Raw genomic sequence first — 24,111 nt, forward strand, 5'->3', positions numbered from 1 at the left:
CCATGGACCACAAGCTCTCCCCCGAACTCGAGGAACTCCGCCGCACGGTGGAGGAGTTCGCCCACGACGTCGTGGCGCCCAAGATCGGCGACTTCTACGAGCGGCACGAGTTCCCGTACGAGATCGTCCGGGAGATGGGCCGCATGGGCCTGTTCGGCCTGCCGTTCCCGGAGGAGCACGGCGGCATGGGCGGCGACTACCTGGCACTCGGCATCGCCCTGGAGGAGTTGGCCCGCGTCGACTCGTCGGTGGCGATCACGCTGGAGGCGGGCGTCTCGCTGGGCGCGATGCCGATCCACCTGTTCGGCACCGAGGAGCAGAAGCGCGAGTGGCTGCCCCGGCTGTGCTCCGGCGAGATCCTGGGCGCCTTCGGGCTGACCGAGCCGGACGGCGGCAGTGACGCGGGCGCGACGCGGACCACGGCCCGCCTCGACGAGGCGACGAACGAGTGGGTGATCAACGGCACCAAGTGCTTCATCACCAACTCCGGCACCGACATCACCGGTCTGGTGACGGTCACGGCGGTCACCGGCCGCAAGCCGGACGGCCGTCCGCTGATCTCGGCGATCATCGTGCCGTCCGGCACCCCGGGCTTCACGGTGGCGGCCCCGTACTCGAAGGTCGGCTGGAACGCGTCGGACACTCGTGAGCTGTCCTTCGCCGACGTCCGGGTCCCGGCGACGAACCTGCTGGGCGAGGAGGGCCGCGGCTACGCGCAGTTCCTGCGCATCCTCGACGAGGGCCGGATCGCCATCGCCGCCCTGGGCACGGGGCTGGCGCAGGGCTGCGTGGACGAGTCGGTGAAGTACGCGAAGGAGCGGCACGCCTTCGGCAGGCCCATCGGCGCCAACCAGGCCATCCAGTTCAAGATCGCTGACATGGAGATGAAGGCCCACACCTCCCGACTCGCCTGGCGCGACGCGGCCTCCCGGCTGGTGACGGGCGAGCCGTTCAAGAAGGAGGCGGCGCTGGCGAAGCTGTACTCGTCGACGGTGGCGGTGGACAACGCCCGGGAGGCGACACAGATCCACGGCGGCTACGGCTTCATGAACGAGTACCCGGTGGCCCGCATGTGGCGGGACGCGAAAATCCTGGAGATCGGCGAGGGCACCAGCGAGGTCCAGCGGATGCTGATCGCGAGGGAGTTGGGCCTGGTCAGCTGAGGCGCCGGCAGTCCGGGCGGGGCAGGTCGCGGCCCCGCCCTATGGACAAGATCTGAGGTTAGGCTAACCTATCTTGGACTTGTCCCGCGGATGCTCCGCACCGTTCGAAAGCAGCCACACCATGCCCAACGCCAGAGCTACCCACCTCACCCGCCGCGGAATCCTCGCCGCGGGCGGCGCCCTCGGTCTCGGTGCCGCGCTCACGGCCTGCGGTGACGACGACGCGAAAAGCGGTGGCTCGGACGACGGGACGGCCGCCGCCAAGTCCGGCCCCTGGTCCTTCGAGGACGACCGCGGCAAGACCGTGGAACTGGACAAGGTCCCGGCGAACCTCGTCGCCTTCACCGGCGTCGCCGCCGCCCTGTGGGACTACGGCGTCCAGGTCAAGGGCGTCTTCGGCCCGACCACCACCAAGGACGGCAAGCCCGACGTCCAGGCCGGCGACCTCGACGTCGACAAGGTCACCGTCCTCGGCAACGAGTGGGGCAAGCTCAACGTCGAGAAGTACGCCGCCCTCGCCCCCGAACTGCTCGTCACGACGACGTTCGACACCGCGGGCACCCTGTGGTCCGTCCCCGAGGAGTCCAAGGACAAGATCGCCAAGCTGGCACCCAGCGTCGCGATCTCCGTCTTCGACCGCCAGCTCACCCAGCCGCTGCAGCGCATGTGGGAGCTGGCCGAGTCGCTCGGCGCGGACATGAAGGCCAAGAAGGTCACCGACGCCAAGGCCGCCTTCGAGAAGGCCGCGGCCCGGTTGCGCGCCGCCGCGAAGGCCAAGCCCGAGATCAGGGTCCTGGCCGGTTCGGCGAGCGCCGAGCTGTTCTACGTCTCCGGAACCAACCTCTCGGTCGACCTGGAGTACTTCAAGGCCCTCGGCGTGAACTTCGTCGAGCCCTCGGAGGAGGCCAAGAAGGCGACCGGCGGCTGGTTCGAGTCCCTGAGCTGGGAGAACGTCGACAAGTACCCGGCCGACGTCATCATCATGGACGACCGCGCCTCCACCATCCAGCCCGCGGACATCACCGAGGGCACCTGGAAGCAGCTCCCCGCGGTCAAGGCCGGCCAGGTCATCGCCCGTTCCCCCGAGCCGATCCTGTCCTACGACAAGTGCACGCCGCTCCTCGACAACCTGGCCGAGGCGATCGAGAACGCCAAGAAGGTCGGCTGACCTTCCCTTCTCCCCCGGAGCCCTTCATGACGACGGCCGTCGCCGCCCCGTTCCGCTTCTTCTCCCTCCAGGTCGTACGGACGAGGCGGCTCGGTCCGTCTCTGGCCCGGGTCACGTTCGCGGGCCCCGACCTGTGCGCCTTCCACTCGGACGGGCGGGACCAGTCCCTGTCGCTGTTCCTGCCGCACCCGGGCCAGTCGGAACCCGCCGTGCCCATCGAGTTGGGCGACGGGTGGTGGCAGGGGTGGCGTGAACTGCCGGACGACGTGCGGGCGGTGATGCGCTCGTACACGCTCCGGGCGCTGCGCCGGGACGCCGACGGGGACACCGCCGAGATCGACATCGACTTCGTCCTGCACGGCGTCGAACCGGAGTCGGCGGTCCAGGCGGGCCCCGCCGCCCGCTGGGCCGCCGGCGCCGCCCCCGGTGACCGGGTCGTCCTGCTCGGCCCGGCGGTCGCGGACAACCGGGCGATCCGCTTCCGGCCGCCCGAGGACACCGACCTGGTGGTGATCTGGGGCGACGAGACCGCCGTACCGGCCGCCTGCGCCGTCGTCGAGTCCCTGCCGCCCGGCACCCGCGCCCGGGTCTGGCTGGAGGTGCCGCGCGCCGACGACGTGCAGGACCTCCGGACGGCGGCGGACGCCGAGGTCACCTGGCTGGTCAAGGACGCGGCCGACGGCCCCGAGACGACCCTCGCCACCCTCCGCGCGGCCCAACTGACGCCCGCGGAACACCCGTACGTCTGGATCGCCGGCGAATCCGGCCGCGTCAAGCAGCTCCGCCGGCACTTCGTCGGCGAACGCGGCATCGACCGGCGCCGGGTCACCTTCGTCGGCTACTGGCGCCAGGGCCTGACGGAGGAGCAGCTGCGCGAACAGGGCTGACGCCCCGCGCCCCCGCAGCGCGCCGACTCACCGTCCGTGACGCCCGGGTGGGACCTGAGTGACGGCAGTCACGTACTGGCACATGTTTGATCGATCATAATTAGGTTAGGCTTGCCTAAGTCGAAGCCAGGGCTCCGCCCTCTCCCGTCCCTCTCGGACCGTCCCCACCGGAGGACCCCCACATGCGCTCGCACCTGCTCAACGACACCACCGCGGAGCAGTACCGCCGCTCCGTGACCGAAGGAGTCGAGCGGGTGGCCGCCAAACTCGCCACCACCGACCGTCCGTTCACCGGCGTCACGGTCGACGCCCTCTCCCCTCGCATCGACGAGATCGACCTCGACAAGCCACTGCACGACACGGCCGCGGTCCTCGACGAGCTGGAGGACGTCTACCTCCGTGACGCGATCTACTTCCACCACCCCCGCTACCTCGCCCACCTCAACTGCCCGGTCGTCATCCCGGCCGTGCTCGGCGAGGCGGTGCTCTCCGCGGTCAACTCCTCCCTGGACACCTGGGACCAGTCGGCCGGCGGCACGCTCATCGAGCGGAAACTGATCGACTGGACCACCGCCCGCATCGGCCTCGGCCCGGCCGCCGACGGCGTCTTCACCTCCGGCGGCACCCAGTCCAACCTCCAGGCGCTGCTGCTGGCCCGCGAGGAGGCGAAGGCCGAGAACTTCGCCGACCTGCGCATCTTCGCCTCCGAGGTCAGCCACTTCAGCGTGAAGAAGTCGGCGAAACTGCTCGGCCTCGGCCCGGACGCCGTCGTGTCGATCCCCGTCGACCAGGACAAGCGGATGCAGACCGTCGCTCTCGCCCGCGAACTGGAGCGCTGCGCCGAGGACGGCCTGGTCCCCATGGCCGTCGTCGCCACCGGCGGCACCACCGACTTCGGCTCCATCGACCCGCTGCCGGAGATCGCCGGGCTGTGCGAGCAGTACGGCGTGTGGATGCACGTGGACGCGGCCTACGGCTGCGGACTGCTCGCCTCCCTCAAGTACCGGGACCGCATCGACGGCATCGAGCGGGCCGACTCGGTCACCGTGGACTACCACAAGTCCTTCTTCCAGCCGGTGAGCTCGTCCGCCGTGCTGGTCCGGGACGCGGCCACCCTGCGCCACGCCACCTACCACGCGGAGTACCTCAACCCGCGCCGCATGGTGCAGGAACGTATACCCAACCAGGTGGACAAGTCCCTCCAGACCACCCGCCGCTTCGACGCGCTCAAGCTGTGGATGACACTGCGCGTGATGGGCGCCGACGGCATCGGCGAGCTCTTCGACGAGGTGTGCGACCTGGCCGCCGAGGGCTGGAAACTGCTCGCCGCCGACCCCCGCTTCGACGTCGTGGTCCAGCCGTCGCTGTCCACGCTGGTCTTCCGTTGCATCCCGGCGGCCGTCACCGACCCCGCCGAGATCGACCGCGCCAACCTGTACGCCCGCAAGGCCCTGTTCGCCTCCGGCGACGCCGTGGTCGCGGGCACCAAGGTGGCCGGACGCCACTACCTGAAGTTCACCCTGCTCAACCCCGAGACGACCACGGCCGACATCGCCGCCGTCCTCGACCTGATCGCCGGCCACGCCGAGCAGTACCTGGGAGAGTCCCTTGACCGCGCTTCCTGAAGCCAGTGCCCCGTACGACTTCGTGGGGATCGGCCTCGGCCCCTTCAACCTCGGACTGGCCTGCCTGACCGAGCCCATCGCCGAACTGAACGGCGTCTTCCTGGAGTCCAAGCCGGACTTCGAGTGGCACGCCGGCATGTTCCTGGACGGCGCCCACCTCCAGACCCCGTTCATGTCGGACCTGGTCACCCTCGCCGACCCGACGTCCCCGTACTCCTTCCTCAACTACCTGAAGGAGAAGGGCCGGCTGTACTCGTTCTACATCCGCGAGAACTTCTACCCGCTGCGCGTCGAGTACGACGACTACTGCCGCTGGGCCGCGAACAAACTGAGCAGCGTCCGCTTCTCCACCACGGTCACCGAGGTGACGTACGACGAGACGGACGAGCTGTACGTCGTCACCACCACCTCCGGCGACACCTACCGCGCCCGCCGCCTGGTCCTCGGCACCGGCACCCCGCCGCACATCCCCGACGCCTGCCGTGGCCTGGCCGGCGACTTCATCCACAACTCCCGCTACGTGCAGCACCGGGCGGAGCTGGTGAAGAAGAAGTCGATCACACTGATCGGCAGCGGCCAGTCCGCCGCCGAGATCTACCACGACCTGCTCGGCGAGATCGACGTCCACGGTTACCGGCTGAACTGGGTGACCCGTTCCCCCCGCTTCTTCCCCCTCGAATACACCAAGCTCACGCTGGAGATGACCTCTCCCGAGTACGTGGACTACTACCGCGCGCTCCCCGAGGACACCCGCTACCGCCTCACGTCCGAACAGAAGGGCCTGTTCAAGGGCATCGACGGCGATCTGATCAACGAGATCTTCGACCTGCTCTACCAGAAGAAGCTCGGCGGCCCGGTCCCCACCCGCCTGCTCACCAACTCGGCACTGACCGACGCCCGGTACGCGGACGGCACGTACACGCTCGGCTTCCGCCAGGAGGAGCAGGGCACGGACTTCGAGATCGAGACCGAGGGCCTGATCCTGGCCACCGGCTACCGGTACGCCGAGCCGGAGTTCCTCAAGCCCGTCCGCGACCGGCTGCGCTACGACTCCCGGGGCAACTTCGACGTGGCCCGCAACTACGCCGTCGACGTCACGGGCGGCGGTGTGTTCCTGCAGAACGCGGGTGTCCACACGCACAGCATCACCAGCCCCGATCTGGGCATGGGTGCCTATCGCAACAGCTACATCATCCGAGAGCTGCTCGGCACCGAGTACTACCCGGTCGAGAAGACGATCGCGTTCCAGGAGTTCAGCGCATGACCACCCCCACCACGGCCGCCGACATCGGCGCGCTCACCCTCCGTCCCGTCGACCCGCTGAAGGACGCCGTACTGCTGCACAGCTGGGTCACGCACCCGAAGTCGGCGTTCTGGATGATGCAGGACGCGAAACTGGTGGACGTCGAGCGGGCCTACATGGAGATAGCCGCCGACGAGCACCACCACGCCTACGTCGGCCTGCACGACGGCGTCCCCGCCTTCCTGATGGAGAAGTACGACCCCGCCCACCGCGAGCTGGTCGGCCTGTACGAACCCGAGCCGGGCGATGTCGGCATGCACTTCCTGGTCGCCCCCACCGACCGGCCCCTGCACGGCTTCACCCGCGCCGTGATCACCGCCGTGATGACCGAGCTGTTCGCCGACCCGGCGACCGCCCGCGTCGTCGTCGAGCCGGACGTCGACAACAAGGCCGTCCACGCCCTGAACGCAGCCGTCGGATTCGTGCCCGCGCGCGAGATCCAGAAGCCGGAGAAGAAGGCGTTGCTGAGTTTCTGCAGCCGCGAGCAGTTCGAGAAGGCGGTGTCCGCATGAGCCTCGCCGACGCCGTCGCCCACCTGACCCCCGAGCACTGGGAGCAGGCCAACCGCCTCCTGATCCGCAAGGCACTGGCCGAGTTCACCCACGAGCGGCTGATCACGCCGGAACAGTGGGCGGGTGAGGCATACGTCGTCCGCTCCGACGACGGCAAGACCGAGTACCGCTTCACCGCCACCGTCCGCGCTCTGGACCACTGGCAGGTCGACGCCGCCTCGATCACCCGCCACCGCGACGGCACCGAGCTGCCGCTCGCCGCGCTGGACTTCTTCATCGAGCTGAAGGAGTCCCTCGGCCTGAGCGACGAGATCCTGCCCGTCTACCTGGAGGAGATCTCCTCCACCCTCTCCGGCACCTGCTACAAGCTCACCAAGCCGAAGCTCACCTCCGCCGAGCTGGCGAAGAGCGACTTCCAGGCCGTCGAGACCGGTATGACCGAGGGCCACCCCTGCTTCGTCGCCAACAACGGGCGCCTCGGCTTCGGCATCCACGAGTACCTGTCGTACGCCCCGGAGACCGCGAGCCCCGTCCGGCTGGTGTGGCTGGCCGCGCACCGCTCGCGGGCGGCGTTCACGGCCGGCGTCGGGATCGAGTACGAGTCCTTCGTGCGCGACGAGCTGGGCGAGGCGACCGTCGACCGGTTCCACGGCGTCCTGCGCGACCGTGGCCTGGACCCGGCCGACTACCTCTTCATCCCGGTCCACCCCTGGCAGTGGTGGAACAAGCTCACCGTCACCTTCGCCGCCGAGGTCGCCCGCGGGCACCTGGTCTGCCTCGGCGAGGGCGACGACGAGTACCTGGCCCAGCAGTCCATCCGCACCTTCTTCAACACCTCGCACCCCGAGAAGCACTACGTGAAGACGGCCCTGTCCGTCCTCAACATGGGTTTCATGCGCGGCCTGTCGGCGGCGTACATGGAGGCGACCCCGGCCATCAACGACTGGCTCGCCCAGCTCATCGAGTCCGACCCGGTGCTGAAGTCGACGGGCCTGACGATCATCCGGGAGCGGGCGGCCGTCGGCTACCGGCACCTGGAGTACGAGCAGGCCACCGACCGCTACTCGCCGTACCGCAAGATGCTGGCGGCGCTGTGGCGGGAGAGCCCCGTCCCGTCCCTCCAGGACGGCGAGACCCTCGCCACCATGGCTTCCCTGGTCCACGTCGACCACGAGGGCGCCTCCTTCGCGGGCGCGCTGATCGAGCGGTCGGGGCTCGCGCCCACCGAGTGGCTGCGGCACTACCTGCGGGCGTACTTCGTCCCGCTGCTGCACAGCTTCTACGCCTACGACCTGGTCTACATGCCGCACGGCGAGAACGTGATCCTGGTCCTGAAGGACGGGGTCGTACAGCGCGCGGTCTACAAGGACATCGCCGAGGAGATCGCGGTGATGGACCCGGACGCGGTGCTGCCGCCGGAGGTCTCGCGGATCGCCGTGGAGGTCCCGGAGGACAAGAAGCTCCTGTCGATCTTCACGGACGTCTTCGACTGCTTCTTCCGCTTCCTCGCCGCCAACCTCGCGCAGGAGGGCGTCGTCGAGGAGGACGACTTCTGGCGCACCGTCGCGGAGGTCACCCGCGCGTACCAGGAGTCGGTGCCGGAGCTGGCCGACAAGTTCGACCGGTACGACATGTTCGCGCCCGAGTTCGCGCTGTCCTGCCTCAACCGGCTCCAGCTGCGCAACAACAAGCAGATGGTGGACCTCGCCGACCCGTCCGGCGCGCTCCAGCTCATCGGCAACCTGAAGAACCCCATCGCGGGCCGGTAGGCGAAGGCCCCCGCAAGCGGGCGGGCACCTCGGAGACGGTCCTCCGGGGTGCCCGCCGGGCGTCGGTGAAACAATTCCCGCATGGCGGAAATCATCCAGAAAGACGGAACGTGGGTCTTCGACGGCGACACCCTGCGGCTGACTCCCGGTCGGGACAAGAACGTCAGCCTGCTCCGCAGGGAACTGGGTGAACTGCTCGTCCCCCTGCCGGCGTTGGCGGGCATATCGTTCGAGCAGGGCAAGAAGTCGGGGCGGCTGCGGCTGCGGCTGCGGGACGGCGCCGACCCCCTGCTGCACGCGACCGGCGGCCGGCTGACCGAGCCGCACGATCCGTACCAGCTGACGGTGGAGCCCGACCGGTACGGCGTCGCCGAGTACTTCGTGGACGAGGTGCGCAACGCCCTGCTCCTCGACCAGATCCCCTCCGGCCCGGTCGACTCCTACCTGCTGCCGGGCCCCTCCGTGCCGCTGTCGGTCTCCGCCGGGGACGGCGTCGCGAGCTTCGACGGCGAGCGGGTGCGGCTGGAGTGGAAGTGGCAGGCGGAGGACGCCAAGTCGGCCGCCGGCCCGCGCACCCTGCCCTTGGCCGACATCGTCGCGGTGGAGTGGCAGCCGACGGTCGGCCTGGAGAACGGCCACCTCCGCTTCACCGTGCGGGCGGCACCGAGCAAGGTGCCCCCCAAGTACGACCCGAACGCGGTGGAGCTGTGGGGTTTCAAGCGGGACCCGCTGATGGCCCTGGTCGCGGCGGCCGTGCAGGCCCGGCTCCCGCACCCGTCCGCCCCGGCCGCCGTGGAGGACGCCCGGCCGGCCGAGCAGGCACCCGCACCGCCGCCCGCCACCGAGGACGACCACGACGCGCTGCTGCGGCGGCTGCGCGAGCTGGGCGAACTGCACCGGTCGGGGGTGCTGACCGACGAGGAGTTCACCCTGGCGAAGCAGGCAGTGCTGAAGCGGATGTAGACCCGCACCTCCGGCCGCTTGCCCGAAATCGGGCAGGATTCTTGCACAAGTGCGTCCCGTACTCCAGGATCTACGGGGTGCACGACGAACTCGTTGATCATCTGACGCGGTCCACCCCCCTCAACCGGGGCGAGGCGCTGCGCGTGATCCAGGACGTGCTCGCCTACTTCGACGAGACGACCGAGGAATTCGTCCGTCGCCGCCACCGCGAGCTCCAGGCCCAGGGCCTGGTGAACGCGACGATCTTCGAGCGGATCGAGGCGGAACTGAAGTACCGCGCGGTGGCTCCACCGGAGCTGTCGCTCCGTCAGCTGCGCCGCATCGTCTACGGCTGAGAAGCCGTCGTCCACGGCTGGGAAGCCGAAGAGAGACACGAGGTCTACGTATACATGTGCGGAATCGTCGGATACATCGGCAAGCGTGACGTCGCGCCCCTGCTCCTGGAAGGTCTCCAGCGCCTGGAGTACCGCGGTTACGACTCGGCGGGCATCGTCGTCACGTCTCCGAAGGCGGCCGGCCTGAAGATGGTCAAGGCCAAGGGCCGGGTCCGTGACCTGGAGGCCAAGGTCCCGGCGCGCTTCAAGGGCACCACCGGCATCGCCCACACCCGCTGGGCCACCCACGGCGCCCCCTCCGACGAGAACGCCCACCCGCACATGTCGGCCGACAACAGGGTCGCCGTCGTCCACAACGGCATCATCGACAACGCCGCCGACCTGCGCCGCAAGCTGGAGGCGGACGGTGTCGAGTTCCTCTCCGAGACGGACACCGAGGTCCTCGTCCACCTCATCGCCCGCTCCGAGGCGGCGAAGCTGGAGGACAGGGTCCGCGAGACGCTGCGGGTGATCGAGGGCACGTACGGCATCGCCGTGATGCACGCCGACTTCCCCGAGCGCATCGTCGTCGCCCGCAACGGCTCGCCGGTCGTCCTCGGCATCGGCGAGAAGGAGATGTTCGTCGCCTCGGACATCGCCGCGCTGGTCACCCACACCCGGCAGATAGTCACCCTCGACGACGGCGAGATGGCCACCCTCAAGGCCGACGACTTCCGCACCTACACCACCGAGGGCACCCGAACCACCTCCGAGCCCACCACCGTGGAGTGGGAGGCCGCCTCCTACGACATGGGCGGCCACGACACGTACATGCACAAGGAGATCCACGAGCAGGCCGAGGCCGTGGACCGCGTGCTGCGCGGCCGGATCGACGACCGCTTCTCCACCGTGCACCTCGGCGGCCTCAACCTGGACGCCCGCGACGCGCGCGCCGTGCGCCGCGTCAAGATCCTCGGCTGCGGCACCTCGTACCACGCGGGTCAGATCGGCGCCCAGATGATCGAGGAGCTGGCCCGCATCCCCGCCGACGCCGAGCCCGCCTCCGAGTTCCGCTACCGCAACGCGGTCGTCGACCCCGACACCCTGTACATCGCCGTCTCCCAGTCCGGTGAGACTTACGACGTGCTGGCCGCCGTCCAGGAGCTCAAGCGCAAGGGCGCCCGCGTCCTCGGCATCGTCAACGTCGTCGGCTCGGCGATCGCCCGCGAGGCCGACGGCGGCATGTACGTGCACGCCGGGCCCGAGGTCTGCGTCGTCTCCACCAAGTGCTTCACCAACACCTGCGTCGCCTTCGCACTGCTCGCCCTGCACCTGGGCCGCACCCGTGACCTCTCCGTGCGCGACGGCAAGCGGATCATCGAAGGCCTGCGCAAGCTGCCCGCGCAGATCGAGGAGATGCTGAAGCAGGAGGAGGACGTGAAGAAGCTGGCCGCGCAGTACGCCGACGCCCGCTCGATGCTCTTCATCGGCCGGGTCCGTGGCTACCCGGTCGCCCGCGAGGCCTCCCTCAAGCTCAAGGAGGTCTCCTACATCCACGCCGAGGCCTACCCGGCCTCCGAGCTGAAGCACGGCCCGCTCGCCCTGATCGAGCCCGCCCTGCCGACGGTCGCGATCGTGCCGGACGACGACCTCCTGGAGAAGAACCGCGCGGCGATGGAGGAGATCAAGGCCCGCAGCGGCCAGATCCTCGCCGTGGCCCACCAGGAGCAGGAGAAGGCCGACCACACGATCGTCGTCCCGAAGAACGAGGACGAACTCGACCCGATCCTCATGGGCATCCCCCTCCAGCTCCTCGCCTACCACACGGCCCTGGCCCTCGGCCGGGACATCGACAAGCCCCGCAACCTCGCCAAGTCGGTGACGGTGGAGTAAGCACCAGCACGGACCGAGTCGACCGGACGGGCCCCCCGCGTATGCCACCGGCACGCGGGGGGCCGTTCCGTCGCCGGGGGCCGCCCGGCCCCCGGGCCCTGCGTCATGTGCGGTGGTGCGGTGACCCCTGTATGCCCTTGCTACGGGATGACCACCACGGGCCGCTGGGCCCGCTTGGCGAGCCGGCCGGCGACGGAGCCGAAGAGACGGCCCACCAGTCCGTGGCTGGAACCGACGACGATGGCGTCCGCCTCGTACTCCCGGCCCACCTCCTCGAGTTCGTGGCAGATGTCGCCGCCGCGCTCGACCAGGATCCAGGGCACCTCGGCGAGGTAGTCCGCGCACGCCAGTTCCAGGCCCAGCACCTCGGTGCGGTGGTCCGGCACGTCCACGAAGACGGGGGGCTCGCAGCCCGCCCACACGGTGGTCGGCAGCCGGTTGGCGACGTGCACGATGACCAGGCCCGATCCGAGCCGGCGTGCCATGCCGATCGCGTACGCGAGGGCGCGCTCACTGGAAGTGGAGCCGTCGAAGCCGACGACGACGCCGTGCTTGAAGGCTGGGTCGCACGACTGGCGTGGCTCTTCGGCCGCCAGGGGCTCGGCCGCCGTAGGTTCGGCGACGGGCCGCTTGCGGTCCGCGGGTTCGAAGAATTCGTGACCGGCCATGGCTGTCTCGGCGTTTTTATCCTCTATGGGGGACAACAGTGTGCGGCGGAGCTGTGTCCAGGAATGGTCTTCCCAGGCCCATACCCCCGAGGGTACGGCGGCACGCCTCCTTCGCCCAGATCCCGCGCAGGGTCCGCCGCGGGGTTCCAGGGAGCATGCACGAGGGGGCGCCCGTAACGCAATGGTTGCTGCGCTGTACAGGCGGTTTGCGCGGGATTCAACTGTCCGTGACCGGTCGTTACCGACGCGCCGTCCGGGCGTTGATCTTCTCGCCGCCAGCCCGAGGGAGCACGGAGCGCCATGTCCGAACCGCACCAGCACGCCGAGCGGCCGTCCGGTGCGACCGGGGCCGGTACGGCCGCGCCGCCGCCCCGGGACGGCGTCACCGATCTCGTCCGCTGGGCGGCCTTCAGCGTCGTCCTGGTCCCCGTCGTACTCCTCCACTGCGGCACCTCGTTCACCGGCGCCGCCGGGACGGCCCTGGGGCTGGCCGCCGTCACCGGCGTCTGCCGCCTGCTGCTGCGCCGCTCCCAGCGCGTCGCGGGCCGACCGCACGGCACACATCGCGCGGTGCCGACCGGGCGCCGGCACCGGGCCGGACCACCGGTTCACAGGGGAGGACGGCACACTAGGAAGAACACACCGGTCGACTGACCGGTTTCCGCGCACGCGTCCGCATCTTTTCAGCCAACTTCCGTGGGTGGCTCATCCCTGGCCCCCACCACCTCCGAACCCCCGTTCCACCTGCACGGAAAGGGTTCAGGGGGCCCCGCGCACCCTACGGGGATTGGCCACTGCGACAAGGCGCACTTCCCTGTGGCGCCCCGGAGTGCAACGCTTCGTGATCGACTGCTTCACGCCAAGTTGCCATGTCGACAATGTCCCAAGTGCCGAACCGGCCACCTCGGCGCGACGGGACACAGTAGATTCGATCTTGACTGTCTACGGCGGGGGACTCGTGCAGGACCGAGGGGAAACGTGTTGGAGCGACAGACCCGAAAGGATCAGGGCGCCGCGACCACCGAGGGGGGCTTAGCAGTTATGAGCCACGACTCCGCTGCCGCGCCGGAAGCCGCGGCCCGGAAGCTCTCCGGGCGACGCCGCAAGGAGATCGTCGCGGTGCTGCTGTTCAGTGGCGGCCCCATCTTCGAGAGTTCCATACCGCTGTCGGTGTTCGGGATTGACCGCCAGGACGCCGGCGTGCCGCGCTACCGCCTTCTGGTGTGCGCCGGCGAGGAGGGCCCGCTGCGGACCACAGGGGGCCTCGAACTCACGGCGCCGCAGGGGCTGGAGGCGATCTCGCGCGCGGGCACGGTCGTCGTGCCCGCCTGGCGGTCGATCACCTCACCGCCGCCGGAGGAAGCCCTCGACGCGCTGCGCCGGGCGCACGAGGAGGGCGCCCGCATAGTCGGGCTGTGCACCGGCGCCTTCGTACTGGCGGCGGCGGGCCTGCTGGACGGCCGCCCCGCCACCACCCACTGGATGTACGCGCCGACCCTGGCCAAGCGCTATCCGTCGGTGCACGTCGATCCGCGCGAGCTGTTCGTGGACGACGGTGACGTGCTGACGTCGGCGGGCACGGCCGCCGGCATCGACCTGTGCCTGCACATCGTGCGCACGGACCACGGCAACGAGGCGGCCGGCGCGCTGGCCCGACGCCTGGTGGTACCGCCGCGCCGCTCGGGCGGCCAGGAGCGCTACCTCGACAGGTCTTTACCGGAGGAGATCGGCGCCGACCCGCTCGCCGAGGTCGTCGCCTGGGCGCTGGAGCACCTGCACGAGCAGTTCGACGTGGAGACGCTGGCGGCCCGCGCGTACATGAGCCGCCGCACCTTCGACCGCCGGTTCCGCTCCCTGACGGGCAGCGCCCCGCTCCAGTGGCTGATCACCCAGCGGGTCCTCCAGGCGCAGCGGCTCCTGGAGACGTCCGACTACTCGGTGGACGAGGTCGCGGGCCGCTGCGGCTTCCGCTCGCCGGTGGCGCTGCGCGGCCACTTCCGCCGCCAGCTGGGTTCGTCGCCGGCCGCCTACCGCGCCGCGTACCGGGCCCGCCGCCCACAGGGCGACCGCGACCGCGCGGTGGACCCGGAGTCCGCCGGTGGCCCACGGACCGCCCCACCGTCGGACCCGGCTGCCCTGTCACCGGAGAACGCGGTCCCGTTCCAGTCCCGCCGCACCGCGGCACCGCTGCCCGCCGCGGCGGGCAGCCTGCCGGGGCAGCGCAGCGCGCCGTGATCCTGTGAAACGCCGGACGGGCACGTTCCAGCCCGTCCGGCGTTCGAGGACGAGGCCGTCCAGGCCGAAGCGGGGGCGCGGGGGCGGCAGCCCCCGGAGAGGCGGGCACCGACGCCGGGGACTGGAGAACGGGCGCCCACCGTAAAGTGGCCGCATGAACGATCGCATGGTGTGGATCGACTGCGAGATGACCGGCCTCTCGCTGTCCGACGACGCGCTCATCGAGGTTGCCGCCCTCGTCACCGACTCCGAGCTGAACGTCCTCGGCGAGGGCGTCGACATCGTCATCCGCCCGCCGGAGCGGGCCCTGGAGACGATGCCGGAAGTGGTGCGTCAGATGCACACCGCCTCCGGCCTGCTCGCCGAGCTCGACGGCGGCACGACACTCGCGGACGCCGAGGCACAGGTCCTCGCGTACGTGAAGGAGCACGTGAAGGAACCCGGCAAGGCCCCGCTGTGCGGCAACTCCGTCGGCACCGACCGCGGCTTCCTGCTGCGGGACATGCCCACGCTGGAGGACTACCTCCACTACCGGATCGTCGACGTGTCCTCCATCAAGGAGCTGGCCCGCCGCTGGTACCCGCGGGCGTACTTCAACAGCCCCGAGAAGAACGGCAACCACCGCGCGCTCGCCGACATCCGCGAGTCCATCGCCGAACTGCGCTACTACCGGGAGGCCGTCTTCGTACCGCAGCCGGGCCCCGACTCCGACACCGCGAAGGCCATCGCCGCCAAGCACGTCCTGCCCGCCGGCCAGTAACGCCGGACAGCGCCGCGGCACGGCGGCGCCGGTCCGGCGGCCCGCGGCGTCGGAAAAGGCGGGCGCGAGCACCCCTTCGGACCCTGTACACTTTTTCTCAGCCGGTCGGGAAAGCCCGCCTCGCGGGATTCCAGTACCGGCCTTGGTGGGTGTAGCTCAGTTGGTAGAGCACCTGGTTGTGGTCCAGGTGGCCGCGGGTTCAAGTCCCGTCACTCACCCTGTTCGATGAAGGGCTGACCTGTAAAGGGTCAGCCCTTCATCGTGTTCTGATCTACGCCCCCCGGCAGCCCGGTAACGGTCACCCGCCCCAGCCGCCAGGGACAACGTTGGCAAGGTCATCAGCCCGGGCCGCGGCGGCACCCGCGTCCGCGACCGCGCCGCCCTCTTCCGGCCGCTCGGCAGGGGACGGCCGAAAGAGGACCACCGGGTCAGGACGACGCCCGCTCCACCAGCTCAGTGGCCAGCACCACCTGGTGCCGGTCCAGCCCGCGGGAGGCCGCCGGGCGGCGGTCCGCGATCTCGGCCAGGAGGAGGTCTATCATCGCGCGGCCCATCTCCTCGATGGGCTGGCGCACGCTGGTCAGCGGCGGCTCCATGTGGCGGGCGATGGCCGAGTCGTCGTAGCCGACCAGTGCCACGTCGTCCGGAATGCTCCGGCCCGCCTCGCGCAGCACCTGGCGGGCGCCGGCCGCGGTCACGTCCGAGCCGGCGAAGACCGCGTCCAGGTCGGGGCGACGGCGCAGCAGTTCCGCCATGGCGCGGCGGCCGCCCTCCTCCGTGAAGTCACCCGCCTCGATCAGCTGCTCGTCCTCGGCGTGGCCGGCGTCACGCAGGGCCGCGCGGTAGCCGTCGACGCGGCGCTGGGCTCCGTAGACGTCGAGGCGGCCGGTGATGTGCGCGATGCGGCGGCGCCCCCGGGAGAGCAGGTGCTCGACGGCCGAGCGGGCGCCGCCGTAGTTGTCCGAGTCCACCGACGCCAGTGACTCCGCGGCCGAGCGCGGGCCGCTGATCACCGCGGGGATCTCCAACTGGGAGAGCATGTCGGGCAGCGGGTCGTCGGCGTGCACCGAGACCAGCAGGACGCCGTCCACGCGGTGCGCGGCCAGGTACTGGGCGAGCCGGCGCCGTTCGCGGTCGCTGCCCGCGAAGATCAGCAGGAGCTGCATCTCGGTGTCGGACAGCTCCGAGCCGACGCCCTTGAGCATGTCCGAGAAGTACGGTTCCGCGAAGAAGCGGGTCTCCGGTTCGGGCACGACCAGCGCGATCGCGTCCGTGCGGTTGGCGGCCAGCGCGCGGGCCGCCGTGTTCGGGACGTAGCCGAGTTCCGCGACCGCCGCCTCGACGGCCGCCCTGGTCGCGTCACTGACCCGGGGCGAGCCGTTGATCACCCGGGACACCGTCCCGCGGCCGACGCCCGCCCGTGCCGCCACCTCTTCGAGGGTGGGCCGGCCACCGCTCCGCCCACGCGCTCCGTGGCCCACCATCGGCTCCGCCTCCCGTCGACACCCCCGCACTCTGCGGCTGGCCTGGAATTTAACAGGCCGGTCGGGTGTAATGACCGGCTCCGGGCCGCCGCCCGCCGTGCGGGAGGGCTTTCCGTGCCGCTCACGGCGTCCAGTTAACAGGCAGATAACTGAACGCAGTTCGTCGCGTCCGTTCCCTTGACACCCCCGCTCGGAGCCGCGACTCTTCAAGACATCACTCGTGGGAGCGCTCCCACACTACCTGGCACTTACACATCCCGCACGTTCCCCGCCCGAGCCGCAGCGACGAACGAACGACATGAAGCAGCGGGTCCAACCATGTAGTTGGCCGGGGGGTCGGCACGTCAGGGCAACAGGAGGACGCAATGCGAGCAGCACGCAGAGGATCGGCCCGCAAGGCGGTGGTCGTGGCGGCCATCGCGTCGCTGGGCGCCGGGCTGCTGGCCGGCTGTGCCGACGACGGCAAGGACGAGGACGGCTCGTCGTCGGGCGACAGCAGCGGCAAGACCACCATCACCCTCGGCCTGTTCGGCACCATGGGCTTCAAGGAGGCCGGCCTCTACGAGGAGTACGAGAAGCTCAACCCGGACATCAACATCGAGGAGACGGTCACCGAGCGGAACGAGAACTACTACCCCGCCCTGGTCAACCACCTCACCACCGAAAGCGGCCTGCAGGACGTCCAGGCCATCGAGGTCGGCAACATCGCCGAGGTCGTCGAGACCCAGGCGGACAAGTTCGTGGACATGTCCAAGGTCGAGGGTGTGCAGCCCAGCAACTGGCTGGACTGGAAGTGGAAGCAGGGCGTCACCAAGGACGGCAAGGCGGTCGGCCTCGGCACCGACATCGGCCCCATGGCCATCTGCTACCGCAAGGACCTCTTCCAGAAGGCCGGCCTGCCCACCGACCGCGACGAGGTCAGCAAGCTGTGGGCGGGCGACTGGAGCAAGTTCATCGACGCCGGCGAGAAGTACAAGGAGGGCGCCGGCAAGGACACCTACTTCATGGACTCGCCCGGCGGCCTGATCAACGCCATCCTCAGCAGTGAGGAGGAGAAGTTCTACGACGCCTCCGGCAAGGTCGTCTACAAGAGCAACCCCGCTGTCAAGAAGGCCTTCGACCTGACCGCCGAGGCCGCCGAGAAGGACCTGGTCCAGGCGCAGACCCAGTTCCAGCCGGCCTGGGAACAGACCATCTCCAACAACCTCTTCGCCACCGTCGCCTGCCCGCCGTGGATGCTCGGCACCATCAAGGCCAAGTCGCAGCCCGAGGCGGCCGGCCAGTGGGACGTGGCCGCGGCGCCGAAGTCCGGCAACTGGGGCGGCTCCTTCCTGGGTGTGCCCAAGAGCGGCAAGAACGTCGAGGAGGCGCAGAAGTTCGTCGCGTGGCTGACCGCGCCGGAGCAGCAGGCCAAGCTGTTCGCCGTGCAGGGCAGTTTCCCGAGCGCGCCGGCCGCGTACAAGCTGCCGCAGGTGACCGACGCCGAGAACGAGATGACCGGTGACTCGCCGATCGGTGACATCTTCGCCAAGGCCGCCGAGGCCATCCCGGCGCAGGTGATCGGCCCGAAGGACCAGATCATCCAGCAGGGTCTGACCGACAACGGCGTCATCCTCGTCACCCAGGGCAAGTCGCCCGAGGAGGCCTGGGAGAACGCCACCAAGACCATCGACAACAACCTGGAGAAGTGACCGGAATGACCACCCGGCACGACACCGCCGCGCCCCCCTCGAAGGGGGGCGCGGCCCCGGGCCGAGGGCCCGGGGCACCAGCCTCCCCCGGGGAGGCGAGGAAGCGGGCCCGGCTCTCCCGCCGCTGGCAGCGGGACCTGCGCTGGAGCCCGTACGCGTTCGTCTCCCCGTTCTTCCTGCTGTTCGCCGCCTTCGGCCTGTTCCCGCTGATCTACACCGGCTGGGCCTCGCTGCACACGGTGGAGCTGACCGCGCCCACCGACATGGAGTGGACGGGCCTGGACAACTTCACCAGGATCTTCGACGACGAGTTCTTCTGGAACGCCGCGCAGAACACGCTGACCATCGGCATCATCTCCACGGTGCCGCAGTTGCTGATGGCGATGGGCCTCGCGCACATCCTCAACTACAAGCTGCGCGGCTCCACGTTCTACCGCGTCGTGATGCTCGCGCCGTACGCGACGTCGATCGCCGCCGCCTCGCTCGTCTTCGTGCTGCTCTTCGGCCGCGACTACGGCATGATCAACTGGACCCTCGACCTCGTCGGCCTGGACAAGATCGACTGGCAGAGCGACAAGTGGCCGTCCCAGATCGCCGTCTCGTCGATCGTCATCTGGCGCTGGACCGGTTACAACGCGCTCATCTACCTGGCCGCGATGCAGGCGATCCCGCAGGACCTGTACGAGTCGGCGGCGCTGGACGGTGCCAGCCGGTGGCGGCAGTTCATCCACGTCACGCTTCCCCAGCTGCGTCCGACGATCCTCTTCACGGTCGTCGTGTCCACCATCGGCGCCTCCCAGCTGTTCGGCGAGCCGCTGCTGTTCGACGCCAACAAGGGTGCCTCGGGCGGTTCCCAGCACCAGTTCCAGACGCTCGGCCTGTACCTGTACGAGCAGGGCTGGGTCAACCAGCACCTGGGCCGCGCCTCCGCGATCGCCTGGACGATGTTCCTGATCCTCATCGTGATCGGGATCGTCAACTACGTCATCTCGCGCCGGCTGCGCGCCAGTAGTTAAGGAGAACCGGCCGTGACGACGACCCTGACCAAACCCCCGGCCGAGCCGGTGCCCGAGCCGCCCCGGCGGGGCCGCCGCGGGCCCAAGTCGGCCCGGGCCGGCGGACAGATGCACGCCGGCCCCGTCGCGTACATCATCCTCGCCCTGTTCACCATCGGCTCGCTGTTCCCGCTGGTGTGGACGGCGATCGCCGCCTCCCGCGACAACCAGCGCCTGGCGCAGACGCCGCCGCCGTTCTGGTTCGGCGGCAACCTCCTCGACAAGATCGAGATCGCCTGGACCGACGCCAACATGGGCGAGGCGATCCTCAACACCACGATCGTGGCCGGGATCTCGGCGGTCACCGTCGTCTTCCTGTCGACGATCGCCGGCTTCGCCTTCGCCAAGCTGAAGTTCCGGGGCCGCAACGCGCTGATGCTGATCGTGGTCGGCACGATGATGATCCCGCCGCAGCTCAGCATCATCCCGCTGTACATGATGGTGGCCAAGCTGGACTGGACCGACCAGCTCCAGGCGGTGATCTTCCCGTCGCTGGTCAGCGCGTTCGGCGTGTTCTTCATGCGGCAGTACCTGCTCCAGGCGCTGCCGGACGAGATCATCGAGGCCGCCCGCGTGGACGGCGCGAGCAGCTGGCGCGTGGTGTGGCACGTGGTGTTCCCGGCGGCGCGGCCCGCGATGGCCGTGCTGGGCATGCTGATCTTCGTGCAGGTGTGGAACGACTTCCTGTGGCCGTTCCTCGTGCTGACGCAGAACGGCAACCCGACCGTGCAGGTGGCGGTGGCGGGCCTCGGCCGCGGCTTCACCCCGGACCAGGCCCTGATCATGGGCGGCGCGCTGCTCGGTACCCTGCCCCTGCTGCTGGTCTTCGCGATCTTCGGCAAGCAGATCGTGGGCGGCATCATGCAGGGCGCCGTCAAGGGCTGACGCCCGCCCGACAACGGCTGACATCCGTCCGCCAAGTGCTCGCGCACGCCCCGGGGGCCGGGCCACCGCCGTCCCGGCCCCGCCTTCCCCCCTCGTACTTCCACCCGTCGGTCTTCCGCCGTCTGGATTCCCACGACCCGGACGACCCGCCACAACCCCTCTATGGGAGCGCTTCCATGCTTGAGTCCGAAACGCCGGTGACCCCGGTGACCTTCCCCCCTGCCTTCCTCTGGGGCGCCGCCACCTCGGCGTACCAGATCGAGGGCGCGGTACGGGAGGACGGCCGCACCCCCTCGATCTGGGACACCTTCAGCCACACCCCGGGGAAAACGGCCGGCGGCGACACCGGTGACATCGCTGTCGACCACTACCACCGGTACCGCGACGACGTGGCGCTGATGAAGGAGCTGGGGCTGGGCGCCTACCGCTTCTCCATCTCCTGGCCCCGGGTGCAGCCCACCGGCCGCGGCCCCGCCGTCCAGCGCGGCCTGGACTTCTACCGCCGCCTGGTCGACGAGCTGCTGGCCGCCGGGATCAAGCCGGCCGTCACCCTCTACCACTGGGACCTGCCGCAGGAGCTGGAGGACGCGGGCGGCTGGCCCGAGCGGGACACGGCGTACCGGTTCGCCGAGTACGCGCAGATCGTCGGTGAGGCGCTCGGCGACCGCGTGGAGCAGTGGATCACGCTCAACGAGCCGTGGTGCGCCGCGTTCCTCGGCTACGCCTCCGGCGTGCACGCCCCCGGCCGTACCGACCCGGCGGCCGCGCTGCGCGCCGCGCACCACCTGAACCTGGCGCACGGCCTCGGCACGGTGGCCCTGCGCTCGGTGATGCCGACCCGCAACTCGGTGGCGATCAGCCTCAACACCTCCGTCGTCCGGCCGCTGTCGCAGAGCCCGGCGGACCTGGCGGCCGCGCAGAAGATCGACGACCTGTCCGGCGGGATCTTCCACGGCCCGATCCTGCACGGCGCCTACCCGCGGACCCTGCTGGAGGCGACGGCTTCGCTCACCGACTGGTCGTACGTCCAGGACGGCGACCTGGGGCTGATCCGCCAGCCGATCGACGCGGTCTGCCTCAACTACTACACGCCCACCGTCGTGTCGGCGGCCGACGCGGACAAGCGCGCCCCGCGCGCCGACGGCCACGGCGAGAGCGACCACTCCCCGTGGCCCGCTGCGGACGACGTGGCGTTCCACCAGCCGCCGGGCGAGCGTACGGAGATGGGCTGGAGCGTCGACCCGACCGGCCTGCACGAGCTGATCATGCGCTACCACCGGGAGGCACCGGGCCTGCCGCTGTACATCAGCGAGAACGGTGCCGCCTACGACGACAAGCCCGGCGCCGACGGCACGGTGCACGACCCCGAGCGGGTCGCCTACCTGGACGGTCATCTCAGGGCGGTCCGCCGGGCCATCGCGGACGGCGCCGACGTGCGCGGCTACTACCTGTGGTCCCTGCTGGACAACTTCGAGTGGGCCTACGGCTACGAGAAGCGGTTCGGCGCGGTGTACGTCGACTACGCCTCCCAGCAGCGCACGCCCAAGTCGAGCGCCCTGTGGTACGGGCGGGCGGCGCGCACGGGCACGCTGCCGGCGGTGGGGGCGGCCGAGGCACAGGCCTAGGAATCGGGCTCGGGATCGGGCTCGGGATCGGGCTCGGGCTCGGGCTCGGGCTCGGGCTCGGGCGAGTGGACCACTGCTCCGGGGAAGCACGGGCAGGGGCGCGGTGTCCTACGGGGGGTGCCGCGCCCCGCTTACGGCGGCCGACGCGGACGTGCGCGACGCCACCGAGCGGGATGTCCCGCGAGCCGGACCCCGCGCCGTCGCGGACCGCCGCGCCCACCGCGCCCGCCCCCGACCCGTCCCCCACGGCCTCCGGCCGCGTCCGGAGTTACGACACCGAGTGCGGCCGTGCCGTCTTCGGCCTGGGTACGGCCTCCGCGTCCCGGGTGTCGGCGACGCGGTGCGGGCTGGTCGATGCAGGTGTGGAGGACGGAGTCGTGGATCCGGGTGGAGTTCACCTCGGGGACGGACCGGGTGCCGGTCTTCCGCACGTGGCACGACGGGCCGCCGCGGGTGGAGATCGGAAGCTACTGAGGCGCCTGAGTCGCCTTGCGGCGACGCCTCACCCGAAGACGGAGGCCGGCGGCGCGGGCGAGTCCACCGCCGCCGCGTCCGTCACGGGTGCGGCACCACCGGTGAAGTCCCTCAGCGCGCGGCCGTGTTCCACGCGCGCGGAGTGCGGGTCGGAGGCGGCACGCCGGGTGAGTTCGGCGACCGGCAGCGGATGGTCGGAGGCGACGAGGACCGCGTTGCCGAAGCGCTTGCCGCGCAGCACGGCCGGATCGGCGACGAGGGCGAGCTCCGGGAAGCGGTCGGCGGCGGTGGCGATCTGGCCTCGCAGGTGCGCGAGCGGGGGACCGTCGGCGAGGTTGGCGGCGTAGACCCCGCCGGGCGCGAGCGCGCGCCGGACCTCGTCGAGGAACTCGGTGGACGTCAGGTGGGCCGGTGTACGGGCCCCGCCGAACACGTCCGCGACGACCAGGTCCGCCCAGCCGTCGGGGACCTTCGCCAGCCCGGCGCGGGCGTCGGTGGACCGGACCCGGATCCGGGCGCCGGGGTCCAGGGGGAGCTCTCGGCGGACCAGCTCGACGAGACCGGCGTCCCGCTCGACGACCTGCTGGGTGGAGCGGGGTCGGGTGGCGGCGACGTAACGGGCGAGGGTGAACGCGCCGCCGCCGAGGTGCACGGCGTGCACGGGTCTGCCCGGCGGGGCGGCGAGGTCGATGACGTGGCCGATACGGCGTTGGTACTCGAAGGACAGGTACGCCGGGTCGTCGAGGTCGACGTGCGACTGCGGGGCGCCGTCGATCAGCAGCGTCCAGGCCCTCGGCCGCTCCCGGTCGGGGACCAGCTCGGCACGCCCGCCGTCGACGTCCTCGACGACGGCTTCCACGGCCGCGCGCCCACGACGGGTGTTCCTGGACTTTCCCATCAGCCCATTATCGGGCCACGCCCGTACTCGGTTCGCCGGGCCGAGCCCGTGACGGCGCGTGCCGGGCCGAGCCCGTGCCCGACGGACGCCAGAGCAAGCCCGTGCCCGACGGTTGCCGGACCGAGCGCCTGGCATGCCTGCCGGACGTGCCCGTGCCCGGCCCGCGTCCCGCTCAGCGGCAGCTGTCCGCGGCCTCGATCAGCCGGGCCGCCTCGCCCAGCGCGGCCCGCAGTACGGCGGGGTCGGTCGCCAGGTCGGCCTCGCCGGGCGGCAGCAGCCAGTCCGATCCCGCCACCGGGGGCGCCGGGTCCGGGTCGAGGCGCAGTCCGCGGCCGCCCGTCTCCGTGCAGGTGCTTCCCGGTACGTCCCAGGCGGCGGCCGTGCCCGACGGCACCAGGAAGCCGAGAGTGTCGCAGCCGTCGTCGTGGATCACGGGGCCCACCCCGTCACCGGTACCCCGCCTGAGGATGTCGACCGCCTCCAGGCCCTGCCGGGTCGGCACGGTGACGACGTCGCAGGCGTCGCGGACGGGCTCGCTGATCCCTCTGGTATCCATCCCGGCCTCCACCACGGAACTCCTCCTCGGACGAGCGGGTCGGGAGTCGGGGGCCTCCCGGTCCACAGGGTTCAACGCGGCGGGACGTCAACGGCTACGGCGCAAGTCAGCCGCAAAGGATGGCACTTCATGGCAGATCGTGGATGAGATATCCGGTTTGCAGCCAAACACCGCGTGATCATT

The 24,111-nt window shown here is 70.5% G+C and carries 21 protein-coding genes, 1 tRNA gene and 1 pseudogene; 19 read left to right on the forward strand and 4 right to left on the reverse strand.

All coding sequences use genetic code 11. The features are described from left to right. The first annotated feature begins 2 nt into the window (after nt 1-2). From IE142_RS03060 to glmS, 10 genes are all read left to right on the forward strand, one after another. Entirely contained in the window at nt 3-1,163 is a 1,161-nt protein-coding gene (locus IE142_RS03060) for an acyl-CoA dehydrogenase family protein (protein ID WP_191884239.1), read from the forward strand. A 121-nt stretch (nt 1,164-1,284) separates the two neighbouring features. Further along, the gene (locus tag IE142_RS03065) at nt 1,285-2,331 is read left to right on the forward strand and encodes an ABC transporter substrate-binding protein (protein ID WP_191884240.1); all 1,047 of its coding nucleotides are present in this window, start codon (nt 1,285-1,287) and stop codon (nt 2,329-2,331) included. 26 nt (nt 2,332-2,357) lie between these two features. After that, entirely contained in the window at nt 2,358-3,218 is an 861-nt protein-coding gene (locus IE142_RS03070) for a siderophore-interacting protein (protein ID WP_191884241.1), read from the forward strand. A 182-nt stretch (nt 3,219-3,400) separates the two neighbouring features. Next, nucleotides 3,401-4,843 (forward strand): lysine decarboxylase DesA, encoded by a 1,443-nt coding sequence (desA, locus tag IE142_RS03075; protein WP_191884242.1) that lies wholly within the window; start codon nt 3,401-3,403, stop codon nt 4,841-4,843. Then, nucleotides 4,827-6,107, forward strand: coding sequence for a lysine N(6)-hydroxylase/L-ornithine N(5)-oxygenase family protein (locus IE142_RS03080; protein ID WP_191884243.1), 1,281 nt, complete (start codon nt 4,827-4,829; stop codon nt 6,105-6,107). The genes desA and IE142_RS03080 overlap by 17 nt, the downstream gene beginning before the upstream one ends. Continuing rightward, the gene (locus tag IE142_RS03085) at nt 6,104-6,658 is read left to right on the forward strand and encodes a GNAT family N-acetyltransferase (RefSeq protein ID WP_191884244.1); all 555 of its coding nucleotides are present in this window, start codon (nt 6,104-6,106) and stop codon (nt 6,656-6,658) included. Before IE142_RS03080 ends, IE142_RS03085 begins: the two co-directional genes overlap by 4 nt. Beyond that, a complete protein-coding gene (locus IE142_RS03090; RefSeq protein ID WP_191884245.1) occupies nt 6,655-8,427 on the forward strand; it encodes an IucA/IucC family protein in 1,773 nt (590 codons plus the stop codon). The genes IE142_RS03085 and IE142_RS03090 overlap by 4 nt, the downstream gene beginning before the upstream one ends. Before the next feature lie 81 nt (nt 8,428-8,508). Next, a complete protein-coding gene (locus IE142_RS03095) occupies nt 8,509-9,390 on the forward strand; it encodes a DUF4429 domain-containing protein (protein ID WP_191884246.1) in 882 nt (293 codons plus the stop codon). Nucleotides 9,391-9,467: 77 nt separating this feature from the next. Continuing rightward, entirely contained in the window at nt 9,468-9,725 is a 258-nt protein-coding gene (locus IE142_RS03100; protein WP_029393286.1) for a hypothetical protein, read from the forward strand. Between the two features lie 54 nt (nt 9,726-9,779). Then, nucleotides 9,780-11,597, forward strand: a complete 1,818-nt coding sequence (gene glmS, locus IE142_RS03105) for a glutamine--fructose-6-phosphate transaminase (isomerizing) (protein WP_043372694.1) — start codon at nt 9,780-9,782, stop codon at nt 11,595-11,597. A 140-nt stretch (nt 11,598-11,737) separates the two neighbouring features. Here glmS and IE142_RS03110 read toward each other — a convergent pair whose 3' ends face one another. Continuing rightward, nucleotides 11,738-12,265, reverse strand: a complete 528-nt coding sequence (locus IE142_RS03110) for a universal stress protein (protein ID WP_019325548.1) — start codon at nt 12,263-12,265, stop codon at nt 11,738-11,740. 300 nt (nt 12,266-12,565) lie between these two features. Between IE142_RS03110 and IE142_RS03115 the strand changes: the two genes are divergently transcribed. From IE142_RS03115 to IE142_RS03130, 4 genes are all read left to right on the forward strand, one after another. Next, nucleotides 12,566-12,919 (forward strand): hypothetical protein, encoded by a 354-nt coding sequence (locus IE142_RS03115; RefSeq protein ID WP_191884247.1) that lies wholly within the window; start codon nt 12,566-12,568, stop codon nt 12,917-12,919. Between the two features lie 387 nt (nt 12,920-13,306). Further along, nucleotides 13,307-14,500, forward strand: coding sequence for a helix-turn-helix domain-containing protein (locus IE142_RS03120; protein ID WP_191884248.1), 1,194 nt, complete (start codon nt 13,307-13,309; stop codon nt 14,498-14,500). 154 nt (nt 14,501-14,654) lie between these two features. Continuing rightward, on the forward strand, nt 14,655-15,260 hold the full coding sequence (gene orn / locus IE142_RS03125; RefSeq protein WP_043372686.1) for an oligoribonuclease: 606 nt from the start codon (nt 14,655-14,657) through the stop codon (nt 15,258-15,260). Between the two features lie 145 nt (nt 15,261-15,405). Continuing rightward, nucleotides 15,406-15,478 (forward strand) — tRNA-His (locus IE142_RS03130). 210 nt (nt 15,479-15,688) lie between these two features. Here IE142_RS03130 and IE142_RS03135 read toward each other — a convergent pair. After that, nucleotides 15,689-16,744: a LacI family DNA-binding transcriptional regulator gene (locus tag IE142_RS03135; protein ID WP_191884249.1), complete on the reverse strand. Its 1,056-nt coding sequence runs from the start codon at nt 16,742-16,744 to the stop codon at nt 15,689-15,691. A 365-nt stretch (nt 16,745-17,109) separates the two neighbouring features. On the opposite strand from IE142_RS03135, the gene IE142_RS03140 reads away from it, so the two are divergent. The 5 genes and pseudogenes from IE142_RS03140 to IE142_RS36295 form a co-directional block, all read left to right on the forward strand. Then, a complete protein-coding gene (locus IE142_RS03140; RefSeq protein WP_191884250.1) occupies nt 17,110-18,435 on the forward strand; it encodes an ABC transporter substrate-binding protein in 1,326 nt (441 codons plus the stop codon). A gap of 5 nt (nt 18,436-18,440) precedes the next feature. Then, nucleotides 18,441-19,451 (forward strand): carbohydrate ABC transporter permease, encoded by a 1,011-nt coding sequence (locus IE142_RS03145; RefSeq protein ID WP_191884440.1) that lies wholly within the window; start codon nt 18,441-18,443, stop codon nt 19,449-19,451. A gap of 12 nt (nt 19,452-19,463) precedes the next feature. Next, complete coding sequence (locus IE142_RS03150; protein WP_100048639.1) at nt 19,464-20,375, forward strand: carbohydrate ABC transporter permease; 912 nt, start codon at nt 19,464-19,466, stop codon at nt 20,373-20,375. A 176-nt stretch (nt 20,376-20,551) separates the two neighbouring features. Continuing rightward, nucleotides 20,552-22,000: a GH1 family beta-glucosidase gene (locus IE142_RS03155; RefSeq protein WP_191884251.1), complete on the forward strand. Its 1,449-nt coding sequence runs from the start codon at nt 20,552-20,554 to the stop codon at nt 21,998-22,000. Between the two features lie 140 nt (nt 22,001-22,140). Further along, nucleotides 22,141-22,474 (forward strand): annotated as a pseudogene (locus IE142_RS36295) (hypothetical protein); the annotation flags it as partial. 28 nt (nt 22,475-22,502) lie between these two features. Here the strand turns inward: IE142_RS36295 and IE142_RS03160 are convergent. Together IE142_RS03160 and IE142_RS03165 are read right to left on the reverse strand one after the other, a co-directional pair. Then, nucleotides 22,503-23,372, reverse strand: a complete 870-nt coding sequence (locus tag IE142_RS03160; protein ID WP_191884252.1) for a spermidine synthase — start codon at nt 23,370-23,372, stop codon at nt 22,503-22,505. 172 nt (nt 23,373-23,544) lie between these two features. Continuing rightward, a complete protein-coding gene (locus IE142_RS03165) occupies nt 23,545-23,928 on the reverse strand; it encodes a hypothetical protein (protein WP_191884253.1) in 384 nt (127 codons plus the stop codon). Nucleotides 23,929-24,111 lie beyond the last annotated feature (183 nt).

The organism is Streptomyces mutabilis (genome assembly GCF_014649815.1).
In the GTDB taxonomy this organism is placed as follows: Bacteria; Actinomycetota; Actinomycetes; order Streptomycetales; family Streptomycetaceae; genus Streptomyces; species Streptomyces mutabilis.